The 15648-nt window shown below is 30.2% G+C and carries 14 protein-coding genes, 1 tRNA gene, 1 rRNA gene and 1 pseudogene; 4 read left to right on the top strand and 13 right to left on the bottom strand.

Annotated features, from left to right (window positions below):
• Positions 1-123: 123 nt before the first annotated feature.
• The 3 genes from LGK95_RS18655 to LGK95_RS18665 all read right to left on the bottom strand — a co-directional run bounded on the left by LGK95_RS18655 (position 124) and on the right by LGK95_RS18665 (position 2015).
• Entirely contained in the window at positions 124-729 is a 606-nt protein-coding gene (locus tag LGK95_RS18655; protein WP_226126427.1) for a TerD family protein, read from the bottom strand.
• 66 nt (positions 730-795) lie between these two features.
• Entirely contained in the window at positions 796-1374 is a 579-nt protein-coding gene (locus LGK95_RS18660; RefSeq protein ID WP_226126428.1) for a TerD family protein, read from the bottom strand.
• A 59-nt stretch (positions 1375-1433) separates the two neighbouring features.
• Positions 1434-2015 (bottom strand): TerD family protein, encoded by a 582-nt coding sequence (locus tag LGK95_RS18665; RefSeq protein WP_226126429.1) that lies wholly within the window; start codon positions 2013-2015, stop codon positions 1434-1436.
• A gap of 482 nt (positions 2016-2497) precedes the next feature.
• Here LGK95_RS18665 and LGK95_RS18670 point away from each other — a divergent pair, with 482 nt between their 5' ends.
• The 3 genes and pseudogenes from LGK95_RS18670 (at position 2498) to glgD (ending at position 6266) form a co-directional block, all read left to right on the top strand.
• A complete protein-coding gene (locus tag LGK95_RS18670) occupies positions 2498-3763 on the top strand; it encodes an Nramp family divalent metal transporter (protein WP_404814472.1) in 1266 nt (421 codons plus the stop codon).
• 272 nt (positions 3764-4035) lie between these two features.
• A pseudogene (locus LGK95_RS18675) lies at positions 4036-5147 on the top strand (glucose-1-phosphate adenylyltransferase).
• Positions 5148-5156: 9 nt separating this feature from the next.
• Positions 5157-6266, top strand: coding sequence for a glucose-1-phosphate adenylyltransferase subunit GlgD (glgD, locus tag LGK95_RS18680; RefSeq protein ID WP_226126430.1), 1110 nt, complete (start codon positions 5157-5159; stop codon positions 6264-6266).
• Positions 6267-6309: 43 nt separating this feature from the next.
• Here glgD and LGK95_RS18685 read toward each other — a convergent pair whose 3' ends face one another.
• From LGK95_RS18685 to LGK95_RS18720, 8 genes are all read right to left on the bottom strand, one after another.
• Complete coding sequence (locus LGK95_RS18685; protein WP_226126431.1) at positions 6310-7506, bottom strand: mechanosensitive ion channel family protein; 1197 nt, start codon at positions 7504-7506, stop codon at positions 6310-6312.
• Positions 7507-7780: 274 nt separating this feature from the next.
• Positions 7781-8173 carry a hypothetical protein gene (locus LGK95_RS18690; RefSeq protein WP_226126432.1) on the bottom strand — a complete coding sequence of 131 codons (393 nt, stop codon included), beginning with the start codon at positions 8171-8173 and terminating at the stop codon, positions 7781-7783.
• Positions 8174-8362: 189 nt separating this feature from the next.
• Positions 8363-9064, bottom strand: coding sequence for a response regulator (locus LGK95_RS18695; RefSeq protein ID WP_226126433.1), 702 nt, complete (start codon positions 9062-9064; stop codon positions 8363-8365).
• Complete coding sequence (locus LGK95_RS18700) at positions 9027-10664, bottom strand: DUF4118 domain-containing protein (RefSeq protein ID WP_226126434.1); 1638 nt, start codon at positions 10662-10664, stop codon at positions 9027-9029. Before LGK95_RS18700 ends, LGK95_RS18695 begins: the two co-directional genes overlap by 38 nt.
• A gap of 131 nt (positions 10665-10795) precedes the next feature.
• Entirely contained in the window at positions 10796-11278 is a 483-nt protein-coding gene (locus tag LGK95_RS18705; RefSeq protein ID WP_226126435.1) for a hypothetical protein, read from the bottom strand.
• The gene (locus LGK95_RS18710) at positions 11254-12789 is read right to left on the bottom strand and encodes a TrkH family potassium uptake protein (protein WP_226126436.1); all 1536 of its coding nucleotides are present in this window, start codon (positions 12787-12789) and stop codon (positions 11254-11256) included. Before LGK95_RS18710 ends, LGK95_RS18705 begins: the two co-directional genes overlap by 25 nt.
• Positions 12790-12902: 113 nt before the next feature.
• Positions 12903-13562 carry a potassium channel family protein gene (locus tag LGK95_RS18715; protein ID WP_226126437.1) on the bottom strand — a complete coding sequence of 220 codons (660 nt, stop codon included), beginning with the start codon at positions 13560-13562 and terminating at the stop codon, positions 12903-12905.
• Positions 13559-14212 (bottom strand): potassium channel family protein, encoded by a 654-nt coding sequence (locus LGK95_RS18720; RefSeq protein ID WP_226126438.1) that lies wholly within the window; start codon positions 14210-14212, stop codon positions 13559-13561. The genes LGK95_RS18715 and LGK95_RS18720 overlap by 4 nt, the downstream gene beginning before the upstream one ends.
• Positions 14213-14841: 629 nt before the next feature.
• Here LGK95_RS18720 and LGK95_RS18725 point away from each other — a divergent pair.
• Positions 14842-15417, top strand: a complete 576-nt coding sequence (locus LGK95_RS18725) for a response regulator (protein WP_226126439.1) — start codon at positions 14842-14844, stop codon at positions 15415-15417.
• A gap of 38 nt (positions 15418-15455) precedes the next feature.
• On the opposite strand, the gene LGK95_RS18730 is transcribed toward LGK95_RS18725, so the two are convergent.
• Together LGK95_RS18730 and rrf are read right to left on the bottom strand one after the other, a co-directional pair.
• A tRNA-Lys gene (locus tag LGK95_RS18730) sits at positions 15456-15531 on the bottom strand.
• Between the two features lie 6 nt (positions 15532-15537).
• A 5S ribosomal RNA gene (gene rrf, locus LGK95_RS18735) occupies positions 15538-15648 on the bottom strand; the annotation flags it as partial.

Consider the following 15648-nt stretch of genomic DNA (forward strand, 5'->3'; position numbering starts at 1 on the left):
TATTTATATTATTTTTTCTATTAAATGAAAATGTAGAAAATGATAAACTCTCATCTTCTACAACAACAAATTGCTTCTTCTTTAAATGTATAGCTATATTATAACTTGTTTAAAGTTAATATTCTATTGGTATTTTTTAACCATTTCTCCTAGTCCAGATGAAGCATCTGCTTCTCCTACTGCTGTAAATTTCCATTCTCCACCGTTTCTATAAATTTCAGCAACAAACAAACCAGTTTTACCAGAATATTCTTCGGTTAAGTTGAAACGGAGCATTTCTTTATTGTCTGTTATATTTACTAACCGTATAAAAGCATTTTGTATCATACCAAAATGTTGCTTACGTTGAACTGCTGCATATATATTAACCACAAAAACTAGCTTGGCAATATTCTTAGGTATTGCTGATAAGTCAACCATTATCTGCTCATCATCACCATCACCATCACCAGTAAGGTTATCTCCCATGTGCTGTACACTTCCACATTTACTTTTTAGGTTTCCAAAATAAACCATATTTTCTTTTCCTTTTAGCTTATCGTTTTCATCGAGCATTATTACAGATGCATCACAATCTACTTGAGCTTGTTTGCCTCCAAATAAACCACCAAGCAATCCTTTATGTGATTGTTGAACTGGGTCCCATCCAAGTCCTACCATTGTCTTTTTCAAACCAGGATTATCTTTTGTAAGATTTATTCTTTGACCCTTTTGTAAATTTATTCCCATTTTCCCATCTCCTTTAAATATGTAGTGCATGTTTTTATACTCTAATAATTATAAATTTTATATGTTTTATGCATCAAGACCATAATTTTTACAAAGAGCTGATAGGCCCCCTTGAAATCCACTTCCTGTTGCACTAAATTTCCACTCACCATTATTACGATATACTTCACAAAAAACTAAAGCAGTTTCTACTGAGAAATCTTCTGATAGGTCATACCTTAGAATTTCCTCATTAGTTTCCTCATTTACTACCCTAACAAAGGCATTAGAAATCTGACCAAAATTTTGAGATCTAGCTATAGCATCATCTATAGTTACCGTAATTGCTATTTTATCAATATCCGCAGGTACTTTAGAAAATTCAACAATTATTTGCTCATCGTCTCCATCGCCTTCTCCAGTTCTATTATCACCAGTATGTATAACAGATTCTGTTGAGTGCTCCAAATTGTTATAGAATATAAAATCTAAGTCATTATTAGTTTTCCCATTTGAACCAACTAAAAAGGCTGAAGCATCTAAATCGAAATCTCCTCCACCTGAATATTTATTAGTATCCCATCCAAGTCCTATAACTGCCTTCTTCAAGCCCGGGTTACTTTTGGTTAAATCAATTTTTTGGCCTTTACTTAAATTAATTGTCATAATAATTCCTCCTTATTAATCATCATATTCTATGCTGTTAATCATCGTATTCTATGCTCTTAATCCACACTGATTCCGAAGTTACTACAAAGTGCAGTTAGTCCACCCTCAAATCCACTTCCTATTGCACTAAACTTCCATTCTCCATTATTACGATAAAGTTCAGCTACTACTACTGCTGTTTCAATACTATAATCTTCACTTAAATCATATCTTATTAATTCATCATTATTATTTTCATCTAAAATCCTTATAAATGCATTGGAAACTTGTCCAAAGTTTTGGCATCTTTGGGTTGCTTCATGAATAGTTACAGTAAAGTTAATTTTATCAATAGAAGCTGGAACTTTACTTAATTCAATTCTTATTTGTTCGTCATCACCCTCACCATCACCTGTTTTGTTATCTCCTAAATGTGTTACAGCTCCCGATGAATCCTTTGGATTATTATAAAAAATAAAATCATTATCAGATGTTACTTTACCATTTGCTCCAACTAAGAAAGCAGCTGCATCTAAATCAAAGGAAGCTCCCCCATCATATTTATTAGTATCCCATCCAAGTCCAACAATAACATTGGTAAGTCCAGGATTACTTTTAGTTAAATCTACCTTTTGACCTTTTTTCAAACTAATTGCCATAATACATTCCTCCTCTATATCACTTATGTGTCCATATTAAAACTTAATAATATATAGTTCCTAACCATTAATTTTACCACAAAAATTGGATACTATTGTTAATTGTTTCCATCTTTTTATAAAATAAACATTTTAGCTATGCATCTATAAAAAAAACCTTATCTTAGTTTGAATTACATAATATAATTAAACTTCAATAAAGCAACAATTACTACTATCAGTATACCATCATTCCCTTCTAAATACTAGATTATGCATCTAAATATAGCTTACTTGTTTGTATATTTTTAGTGAACAAATGACATTTAAAACATCTATTTTACCATGAAAGAGTTATTAATTATGAACAACCGCTCTATATAGAAACCGTTATCATTATCTTTGTTTACTTTCAATTTAATTTTTTATATTTTTATGGTGATTTAAGTAATAGTTTCCATATAATATATACTGTAGCAATATTATAGAATGGATGTGTTATAGTGAATTTGTCATTTATTAAAAAGTATTTTAAAAAAGATCGTAAATCTAAACATAAGGCATTAAATTTTATAAAATATATAGGGCCTGGACTTCTAGTAACTGTAGGATTTATAGACCCTGGAAACTGGGCATCAAATATTTCTGCTGGTGGAGATTACGGCTATACATTACTTTGGATGGTAACACTTTCAACTATTATGCTTATTGTTCTTCAGCATAATGCTGCCCATCTTGGAATTGTTACAGGTAATTGTCTATCAGAAGCATCGACAGCCACATTGAATCCAAATCTGAATAAGGTGGTTCTTGGTTCCGCAGTTATTGCTGCAATATCGACTGCCCTTGCAGAACTTCTTGGTGGTGCTATCGCTTTAAATATGCTATTTGGAATCCCTTTGAAACTTGGGACTATATTAGTTTTATGTTTTATTTTATGGATACTGTTCACAAATTCTTATAGAAAGCTAGAAAAATGGATTATTGGCTTTGTCTCTCTAATAGGAATATCTTTTATATTCGAATTAAGTCTTGTGCATATAGAGTGGGGAAAAGCTATGGTAAGCTGGATTAAGCCTTCTTTCCCTAGTGATTCCCTTCCAATAATAATGAGTGTCCTTGGAGCCGTCGTAATGCCACATAATTTATTTTTACATTCACAAGTGATACAAAGTCGTCAATGGAATTTAGAAGATGAAAGCGTCATAAAAAAACAATTAAAGTATGAATTTATGGATACATTTTTTTCAATGATAGTAGGCTGGGCTATAAATAGCGCCATGATACTTATTGCAGCAACTACTTTCTTTACACAAAAGGTTAAAGTTACGGAGCTTAGCCAAGCTCAACAAATGCTTACACCTCTACTTGGAAATACAGCATCATTAGTCTTCGCTTTAGCTCTACTCTTTGCCGGAATTTCCTCCTCAGTTACTGCGGGCATGGCGGGTGGAAGTATTTTTGCCGGAATATTTGGTAAGGATTATGATATTAATGATATTTATACTAAACTTGGAATAGGAATTACTTTGATTGGTGCTGCAATCGCTATATTTTTTATAACAAATCCTTTTAAAGGTCTCATTTACTCACAAATGCTCTTAAGTATACAACTTCCTATAACTATATTCCTTCAGATATATTTAACTTCTTCTAAAAAGGTTATGGGCAAATATGCCAATACTACATTTAGCAAAATTACTCTTTGGGTTATCGGATTTATAGTAACAGGACTTAACCTAATGCTATTGTTAAGCTTTATATTGTAACTCTGCATGCTATAAACAAAGGGGTTGAGTATATATATAGCTCAATTTCTTTGTTTATATCATGCTTTATATGATCTCATATCTTTTAAAAAATCCTCTTAAAATAATTAATTTCAAATATATAAATTATTTCATTAAAAAGGAATTAAACCATCTCCTTACTAATATACATAATAAAAGTGTAATAATTAGACTTTAGGTAAGTTCAGAAAGTACAGTACTAAATTAACTAGTTATTATTTGATGATATTTTAGATAAGGTGGGATATCGGATGCAAAAAAAAGAAATGGTTGCCATGATACTCGCGGGTGGACAAGGTAGTAGACTTAAAATACTTACCAAAAACACAGCAAAACCTGCAATACCATTTGGTGGTAAATATAAGATTATTGATTTTACATTAAGTAATTGTTCAAATTCGGGGATAGATACAGTTGGGGTATTAACACAATATCAGCCGCTTGCACTAAATTCTCACATAGGCATAGGTATCCCATGGGATTTAGATAGAAATAATGGTGGAGTTACGCTGCTTCCTCCTTATATGCATGAATCAGGTGGAAACTGGTATAAGGGTACTGCTAATGCAATACATCAAAATACTAATTTTATAGACTACTATGATCCAAAATATGTACTCGTTCTCTCAGGAGATCATATTTATAAAATGGACTACTCAAAAATGCTTGATTTCCATAAAGAAAAATGTGCTGATGTTACTATAGCAGTTATTGAAGTACCCATTGACGAAGCTCCTAGATTTGGAATAATGAATACTACCGATGATAATAGAATTTACGAATTTGAAGAAAAACCGCAGACTCCCAAAAATAATATGGCTTCTATGGGAGTATATATATTTAACTGGAAATTTCTTAAGACATTTTTAAAAGAAGATGAAAACAACAAACTTTCTGACAACGATTTTGGCAAAAACATAATACCTGCTATGCTTAAAGATGAGAAAAAGCTATATGCATATCCTTTTAAAGATTATTGGAAAGACGTAGGTACTATCAAAAGTCTATGGGAAGCAAATATGGATTTAATCGATGACAATAATAAATTAAATATTCATGATGAAAATTGAGGATATACTCTATAAATCCTACCAATCCAGCTCAATATATAGGCCCTAAAGCAAAGATTTCTAATTCTTTGGTAGTTGAAGGATGTATAGTCCTTGGCGAAATATATAACTCTGTACTCTTCCATGGGGTTACAATTGGGAAAGGTTCCAAAATATCAGACAATGTAATTATTGATAAAGCTATAGTCGGTAATAATGTTATTATAAGACGAAATTCTTTTATAGGTGGTTCCGATGATGTAACTCTTATCTCGGAGGGCACTGAAGTTAAATCTAATACAATTATAAGGTGAGGTGATTAAATGCTTAACAATTATATGGGTATATTAAATTTAAACGAAAATGAAACAAATATAATAAGTCTTACTAAGAGTAGACCACTCGCTGCTATTCCTATTGCCGCTAGGTATAGAGTTATAGATTTTGTATTATCAAATATGGTTAATTCAGGACTTAGGAATGTAGGTGTTTTTACTCAAAGTAAATCCCGTTCTCTAGTAGATCATTTAGGTTCAGGTAAACCTTGGGATTTGGATCGAAGACTTAATGGATTATTTGTTTTTAACTTTGGCTTTGCAAGTGTCTCTCTAAATGATGTCGAAATGTTATGGAACAACATGGAGTACCTATATAGAAGTAAAGAAAAAAATGTTATACTTTCTCCTTCTTACATGATAGCAAATATAGATTACATAAAAGCCGTAACTTATCATGAAGAGAATAATCAAGATATAACAGTCATATACAAAAATATTGACTCAGGTACTAATGACTTTTTAAATTGCGATGTATTGAATATAGATGAAAATAATAATTTACTAAGTGTAGGTAAAAATATGTGTTCTTCGAATAGTTTAAACATTTCCATGGAAATGTTCATTATGAAAAAGGACCTATTAATTTCACTTATTAATAATTGTATTCAAACTGGTTCTTACTCAACTATTAAGGATGCCATTTATAAAAATTTTAATGGATTAAAGGTTAAAGCATATGAATTTAAAGGCTACCTTCAATGTATTAACTCAATAAGCTCTTACTATAAAACTAACATGGACATGTTAAATCTAAAAACAACTAAACAACTATTTTTTAGTAATGGACCTATTTATACAAAAATTAAAGATGAACCGCCTACTAAGTATTCCAATAAAAGCAAAGTTAATAACTCCATAATAGGTGATGGCTGCATTATTGAAGGACTTGTTGAGAATAGTATTATTTCAAGGGGAGTTATAGTTCAACGAGGAGCTGAAATTACAAATAGCATCATACTTCAAAATTGTCAAATCAAAGAAAATTCTAAGCTTTCTAACGTTATAATTGATAAAAATGTTATTATAGATAAGGACAAACAGCTTAATGGTGCTGCTGAATTTCCACTCGTTATAGAGAAAAGAGCTTTATTTTAGATATATTTTCATGATAAAATTTTGGAAAATAACCTTTAACCCCTTATTTCTTAATATCCTTATTAATATTTTTTACTGGTAGTTCTTCGATTAGATTTGCTTTTTCTAGATTAATATCATTTTGCTCTCTTCTATTTGGTAATTTTTCCACGTAAACACTTGTACTTTGTAAAGCCATGGAAATTCCTTCTTGATGTAGTATATCTACTATTTCAAAATTAATATTTTCTTTTACTTTAAAGTATTCATCAAAATCTGGTGTATCAGCAAAACAACATATTAAAATATCTAAACTAGAAGCACTAAATTTATCAAATCTAACAAGAATACCTTCCTTATTAACCTGTGGATGATTCTCTAACATGTTTTTAATATTTGCAACACAACTCTCTAATTTCTCCCTAGACGTTCTATAATTCAGCTCTAGATTCAGACTAACTCTTCGTTTGCCTCTTCTACTATAATTAGTTACAGCTTCAGTAGTTAATTTCGAATTAGGGACTATTATCAACGCTTCATCAATTGTTCTTATTTTAGTAGTTCTAAAGGAAATGTTTTCTATGGTACCTTCTAATATATCGCTGTTAATCCAATCTCCAATGGTAAAAGGTTTATCTACTATTATAGAAATACCTGCAATAATATTAGCGGCTGCATCTTTAGCTGCTAATGCAAACGCCAAGCCTCCTAATCCAAGCCCAGTAACAAACCCTTGGATATTATATCCCCATTTTTCAGCTATTATTGTAATAACTAATGCTAATAAAATTAATTTTAATGTTTTCGATATAAAAGGAAATAATATCTTATCCACTTTTACATCATATGCTTTATGCATTCTCTCAAACAATAGAGAGGATTCTCCAGTGAGATTATATAACCCCCAGGATATTAATATTATTATAGCAGAACTAAAAATCTTATCTATGTCTAATATATCAATTGGAATACCTGCCACAATGAGAATTTTCAAAGCAAAATACACTCCTAATACCTCAAAAAAATTGGTTACAGGTTTTTGAAAAGCAGCTACTATTTGTGTATCAGCATTAAACTTTGTTTTATTTACAAGTTTTAATATTATTTTGAATACATATTTTGCAAATATTTTTTTCAGCAATACAAATGTTGCAAAAACTGCAATAGCTATTGCAATATATTTAAATTTGTAAGAAGTTATATCACTGAAAACAGTTTGTATTTTGTCTTCTGCAAAAAAATCAACTACGGATTGGAACAAAAAACCACACTCCTTTTCTTCCTATGTTTATATATATTCATTTTAATCTAATAATGCTATTTTCTCAATGGATTATATAGGAATAAATAAAGTTTTACTAATCTACACACTTTTTTTAAGTTATATAATTAATAAATGAAGTTAATTTTATCATAGTATTATATAACGGACAAAAAGACTTCAAAAGGAGTTATATCTTCCTTTGAAGTCTTTAATCGAGTAATTAAGATGTTTTCATGATTATATAAGATTAATTAAAATGCTAATTTTATACCTACCTCATTATCTTTAAATATCCAATATGCATTACACTATTCCCAATAAAATTTAATTTCTGATGTTCTTTCTCCATGTTCTCTCCGAAGTCTATATTCGCTTCATTAAACATATAAGAAAATGAAGTTAATTTTTCTAAATTTTTATCAGCTGCTTTATAAGTTGGATCAAATGCGTATGCAGCCCTATAATATTTGCATGCCAAAAGCACATCACCTTTATATTCTGAAATAACTCCAAGTAGATTGTATACTTCTGCAGAATGATCATTTTCAATCATACGTGCATGTAAATACTCACATGCCAAATCTAATTCATTCGACTTTATTGCATTAATAGCTTTTTTTATATTACTTTGAACATAAATTTCTTGCTTTCTAATTGTTAACATATAATCACCTCAAGTTATCCTTTCTCTTTATATTTGATAATTATATATTATCAAAAACACTACAAATTTGCTATTAAGAAAGTATAAAGATAAATCATATTGTATCAAGATTCTGTTAAGATTTATTATTTATGCTATATCTCTCTTTTTACATAAAAAAAGATGAAGCCAAACTTTATCTCTTAAAAATTATTCATCAACAAGGCGATATCCTACTCCGACCTCCGTTGTAATGTACTGCGGTTGTGCGGGGTCCTTCTCTATCTTTCTTCTTATATTAGCCATAAATACCCTAAGAGATTGTGTATCATTTTCAAAATAACTTCCCCAAATTTCATCAACTATATATTTATGAGTTAACACACGTCCCGCATGTTTTGACATTAACTCAATTAATTTATACTCCATCGGTGTTAAATGTATTTCTTCACCCAAAATTGTAACTCTACGTTTTTCAAAATCTATTTTTAAATTTTTAACTTTGAAAACTGTTAACTCATTATCTTGTAAATCACTATTTTTACTGAATTGTCTAAGCGCCACCCTAATTCTAGCTAAAAGCTCTGCTACACTAAACGGCTTGGTCAAATAGTCATCTGCACCTTTATCTAATGCTTCAACCTTTTCCCTTTCATGTCCACGAGCTGAGACAACTATAATTCTAGCCTTTGTGGAGTCTCTTACTTTCTCAATAACTTTAAGTCCATCAATATCAGGTAACCCTAAGTCCAAAACTATTACATCTGGGTTTTGCGAGAAAATAAGTGTTATAGCAGCGTTCCCAAATTCAGTTTCCATGCACTTATATCCCTGTGCCTCAAGAGAGACTTTCATAAATTTTTTAATTGGTTTATCATCCTCTACTATTAAAATCAAAGGCTTTATATTCATTGTCATCACTCCTTATACCAGGTAAACTAAATTTAAAAGTCGCCCCACCAGAAGAATTATTTAGTGCTTCCATATATCCACCATGTGCTTCTATTATAGATTTACAAATAGCAAGACCTAGTCCTATCCCTCGTTTTTCTAAAGAAGAACCATTCTTCTTGGTATAAAACCTATCAAATATAATCGATATATCTTCTTCTTGTAATCCCTTTCCATTGTCCGACACCTCAAATAATACACTATCATCCTTTTGCTTAACTTTAATTTCTATAATAGAATCACTCGGTGTATACTTTATTGCATTATCAATTAAATTTATAAACACTTGTTCTATTAACAGTCCATCAACAAATAACATAATCATTTTTTCTGGTAAATCAGTCTTAATATTATGACTTCCTGAAAACCTAGTAACCCTAGATATTGATTCAGCAATAATTTCTTCAACAATCTCCATATCTTTTTTGATTTCAAGTCTACCTTCATCTATTCGCGTCATACTTAATATATTTTCAATTGAATGTATAAGATAACTTGTATCCTCATAAATTATTTCAAGGAGCTCTTTTTTAGTATCATCACCTAGTATATTATAATTATCAGTAATAGTAGAAACTGACCCTAATATTCCTGTTAACGGCGTTCTTAAGTCATGTGAAATTGATCTCAAAATATTTCCCCTAAGCCTTTCTCTCTCCGTCTCTAAATTTATTTGTCTTTTCTTTTCGTATAAATCTTCTCTTTCAACAGCTAATGCAATTTGTGTAGAAACAGACTGTAAAAGAATTTTTTCATTTTCTAATAAAACGTTTTTATCCAAACATGCTATACCAACGACTCCAAGTATTTTATTTTGACCTTTAATTGGATGATAATATCCCATACTGTTTATAGATGTTTCAACATCAAATTCTACCACTTCTCCTGTTTTAAAACATCTTTCAATTGCCATTAACTCTATTTTAGAGTCAAAGATATCCATACTATACTGATTATTAAGCATATAAACACTTGGCTTTTTCAGGTTGTTATTATCATCTATTATAGCTATCATAATGGTTCTGTTAAACATATCGATTAAATTTTCACCACAAAATTCAACTACTTGATTTTTATTCTTTGCTGTAAGTAATGACTGATTAATCTTGTATAAAATACGCATTCTATTTTCACGCATAATAGATATTTTAGCTTGTGTTTTAACTCTTGAGGTTAAAGTACTTGTAATAACTGCAGCTATAAGCATTATAACAAAAGTTACTGGGTAATCAGCTCCATAAACCAGAAAACTATAATATGGCATAGTAAAGAAAAAATTAAATGATAATACTCCAATTATCGCAGCGATTATACCAAAAATATATCCATCAGTACTTCTTGATACAAATAATACACCTAAAATGAATACTATTATTACATTTGACTCATGTAACCCAATCTTTCTAAATATTAAAGATATTATAGTAGCTAAACTCATAATTAATAAAGTTTTAAGCGTATTTGTAATTAAGATTATTTTAAGTTTATTTTCAACATAGCCACTATGTTGATACTCATTAGCAATCTCAGAAAATTTTTCATCAACTTTATTTTTTTTCAAACTCCCCATCACCTCCCTTAACCATATACACATAAACAGCAACTACACCTAGTATAAACAATAAATCACATCTCAAACAAAATAATTTACGCTATGACTGTCTAAATAAAACAAATCATTTAGAAGTGCTTTTAATGTTTTATATAGATATAGCTTAAACCAAGTGTGACTAGTACTAATACTAATGCTACACATTTTTTATTACCACTTATAGAGACTTTAACCCTGCAACCTGCATCTATGATTTCGACTGTACTTGCATGGATATCCATATCTCCACCATGTTCTTTACATTCCCTATTAAAGGTTCCATTTATTTTTACTATATCTCCCTTATAACCGTACTTACCAAACGTTTTGATGCTCTGAACTTGCTTCGATTTAATCCATATTCCCATAGCTGTACTTCCATCACTGATATTCACCCATGAATATTCTCCTCTATTCATACATTCCCCAATAGCTTCACCTTTCAGTGTGATTTTACTATTATCAATCTTTTTACTATTTTCAATTAATTGACTAAAATTACTATATTCCTTTGCCATACATGTTATAGAAACAGAATATACTAAAATACATATTAATATTATTGTTTTAATAGTCTTAACCATAATCTCCTAATGCCTCCAAATGTAACTCCTATTAGCGCAAAGACAGATATAAATTCTAGTCTTCCTAAATACATTGCAATTATATAATATACCTTCAATATAGTTGGCATTGTAGGAGACGTAACTCCGATGGATAACCCTACATTTCCTGTAACTGATGCAGCCTCGAAAGCTGAACTTAAGACAGGATATCCATAATAAGTACCTAAAGCTGTCCCTATAAAAAATAATATTATATAACATGTTATTACTAAGTAAGCAGATTTTACCATCCCATCTTCTAAAACAATTTCTTTTATATGATGAAATTTAAATATCTTTATTTTTCTGTCAGAATTTAATAATTTATTTACTTCTGCAACAATACTTTTAAAAACAACTCCCACTCTTAATCCCTTAAACCCACCTGCTGTAGAACATGCTGATCCACCTATTAGCATGGCTATTATAAGCATAACTATAGGAAAATCTCCCCATTCAGTAGCAAACTGTCTTGCATAAAGATTACTAAACCCTGTGGTTGTATGCGCTGATAGTACATTATAAACACCTTTTCTGAAGACTGATATGGCACTACTATATACACCTGAATTTGTTAGTTTTAATGCTGTAAAAAAGGAAATAACTAAAGCAGTAATAAAAAAGCTCTGCGTCTCAATATTCCTAAATATTTCTTTTTTGTTACCTTGCCATACTGCATAGTGTAATGCAAAATTTAAAGAACCAATTACGAAGAAAATCATTGTTAACAACTCGTATGAAAAACTATGATAATACAGGATGTTTTGAGACATTGGTGCAAATCCACCTGTGCTCCACGCAGACATAAAAATAAACAATCCATGAAAAAAAGCACTTACTGGTTGTAATCCTATAAACATTCCATTAATCCAAAGCATAATGGTACCTAAAATTAGATATACAATACTTATCTTCCATATTATCCTTGCTGTATTTTTTACATTAGGAACTAATTCAGCATCCTTACCTTCACCAACATACATTTTGTAAGCACCTAATGTATGGTTTACCATAAAACTTAGAGCAAGTACCACCATACCCTGGCCACCGACAAATGTAATAATGTGTCTCCACATATTTAATCCTAAAGATAGATGGTCAAGATTTTGAGTAAGCGAAAGTCCTGTTGTGGTGAATCCACTCATAACATCAAAACATGCATCAAGAAACGATGCTGTATTTCCGCTAAGCTCGTAAGGAACTGCACATAACAACGTTAATATAAGCCATGAACTAGATGCAATAATTAATCCATGCTTCCATTCTACCTTCACTCTATCAATCTTGTTCTTGCCTGTAAACATAAGAATTATACCTAAACTAAAAGACAGACTTATACTTATACTAAAATCTAAAAGGACACTCCATTCCTTAAATATCAATGAAGTTAGCATAGGTATCAACATTAAACTTGCTGTTCCCATAATTACATAGCCTATATAATAGTTTATTATTTTAAAATCATCAAAATCCTTTGTCATTTTTCTCATACCCTCACCTTGCCAAAATCATATTAATGCTATATAGAACAAATAAAAATGTTAATGTATAAAATATCTCTGTAATTACGCCGCCTATAATTTTTTTGTTAGTCATAATTTATTTACCCTCCAATTATAGAATTTTCTACTTCCTTTTTTTTATCTGTATTTGTGATTATAAGTACCTTATCACCCTCTATTATATCCACCGAACCTCTTGGAAAAACTACTTTACAGTCTCTTATTATTGATAGTATTACACATTCTTTAGGTATTTTTAACTGACCTATAGATTTGTCCTTCCAAGCACTTTTTTTATCTATTTTTGCTTCTACTAATATCATTTCTCCTTTATTTATGCTTTCAATGATTTTTAAAGGTTCGCTATTAAACTCCCCTTCTATTAGATTACAAATTACTTGTGTACTACATACAGTCTTATCTACTCCTAGCGCCTCAAAAATCGCAGTATTTTTAGGATTGTTAATTCTAGATATCGTTTCCTCTATATTAAAATTTACTTTAGCCATTTGACATATAACCAAATTTTCTTCATCTTTTCCCGTTACTGCAGCTACTACTTCAGCTTCTTCTATCTCCGCATCTTTAAGCACCTCAACATCAGAACCATCCCCACATATTACATCTATTTCAAGTTCTTCAGCAATCTTTTTACAAATTTTTATATCCTTTTCTATTAAGACTACCTGATGTTTCTTTTCTTTTAATGCTTTAACAAGATAGTATCCTATCTTTCCACCACCAACTACTATTGCTCTCATAGAAGTTTCTCCTTCATTATAGCCTTTACTAACTTTTCTTTATTTTTCTTATTTATGCTACAAATTATTTTATCGCCTTGTTCCAGTATTTCGTTGTTATTTGGTATGCTAGATTCTCCATTTCTTTGAATTGCACATATTCTACAATTAAATTTATCTTCTATTTGTGAAACATTATTAATTTTAATTGTATTTATTGTAATCTCCTCTATGGATACATCGTTGTTTAATAAAAATAACGTATTAGATTTTTTATCTATTATTTTGTTTTTAATTATATTTATTCCTAATTCAGTTGGACTTATCGTTTGTAATCCTAGCTTTCTATAAATAAACTCTCTTGATGGATCAAAAATCCTAGCTATTACTTTAGGCACCTTAAATATATCTTTCGCAATTTGACTAGCCATAATATTTATATTATCAGCTGGGGTCATAGCCAAAAATATATCGGCTTTATCTATTCCTGCCTCTATTAATATATCATTATCTATTTCCACTCCTTTAATTCTAATTCCATTAAACCCAGTCCTAAGTCTTTCTAGATTTTCTCCATATTTATCAACTATTACTACATCATGTCCATCGTTAGACAATTCCATAGCAAGTCCACTTCCTAACCTACCACAACCTATTATTATAATATACATAATATGTTCTCCTTACATTAATTACTTTTGAAAAATATTAACATAGGTAACCCCACGATATGCTAATATATTTGTTTTTTGTAGAAACCATTTTAATAGTATATTTATAACTACGCCTACAATCATACCCTAATAATTTAATATTAGATTCATGCCATATTCATATTTTAAGCAATTATAGGTCACAACGCAACTTTGCATATCTCCTCTTAAAATCATTCTCTTGCCTGTTATATGAGTTCTAAACAATATGTAGCTTTAATCCTTTGTTTATATCTTATTTCCTCTATATATCTCATAGTATTAAATTTATTCATTAATATAATAGGCTATATCAATGAAATATACTGCAATTTTACTCATAAACTTACGTACACATAATTCAAATGTTAAGATATTAACTCGTACTTGCTTATAATTTATAGATGCCTTATACTAGTATCAAAATCTAAAAATATGAGCTATAAATACATGTTAATAGATTTGCTATGAAAACAAGTTGGACACTAACTCTATGGTACATTTTATGTTTATAAAAAGATAGAGCTATAATTCCACACTATTAAGTGTTAAAATTATAGCTCTATCTTTTTAATAATGTGATTTCCATTTGGAAAGGAAGGACCACTATGAAAAAAGCTCTAGTTGTAGATGATACAAAAAATATTCGTACATTGCTAAGCATTTATCTTGAACTAAACAACTTTGAAGTATTGATGGCTACGAATGGTCATGAAGCTTTATTATTAATTGATACCGAACCTGTAGATTTAATATTTTTAGATATTAAAATGCCAGAAATGAGTGGTACAGAGGTTCTAAAGAGAATTAGAGCTAAAGGGATAACTGCCCCCGTAATAATTATGACAGCCTTTGCTACTGTTAAAAATGCAGTGGATTGTACTAAACTTGGCGCTATAACTTATTTGCAGAAACCTTTTAGTACAGATAAGATTAAAACTATTCTTAATGAAATGAATACTGAAGAAGATATCTATCCTAAAGATATTGAATACCAAATAATGACTGTAAAATATTTAATAGCTAAAAACAACTTAGAAAAAGCATTAGATACTTTAAAGGTAGTTCTATCTATTGATCCCAATATACCTGAAATCTATGAATTAATCTCTATAGTATATAGTAAACAGGGAGAAATAAGAAAATCTGATATATTTCATAATATGTCAAAACAATGGGAATAAAAAAAAGCACTTCATATGAAGTGCTTTTAGTGCTTTTTTGGTGGCTTACCGGGGAATCGAACCCCGGACACCATGATTAAAAGTCATGTGCTCTACCAACTGAGCTAGTAAACCATGTTTATCTGGCGACGACCTACTCTTCCACAAGGTTACCCCTGCAGTACCATCGGCGCATTGAAGCTTAACCTTCGTGTTCGGTATGGGAACGGGTGTTACCTTCAGGCCATAATC

The organism is Clostridium algoriphilum, from assembly GCF_020443705.1.
Taxonomy (GTDB): domain Bacteria; phylum Bacillota; class Clostridia; order Clostridiales; family Clostridiaceae; genus Clostridium_AD; species Clostridium_AD algoriphilum.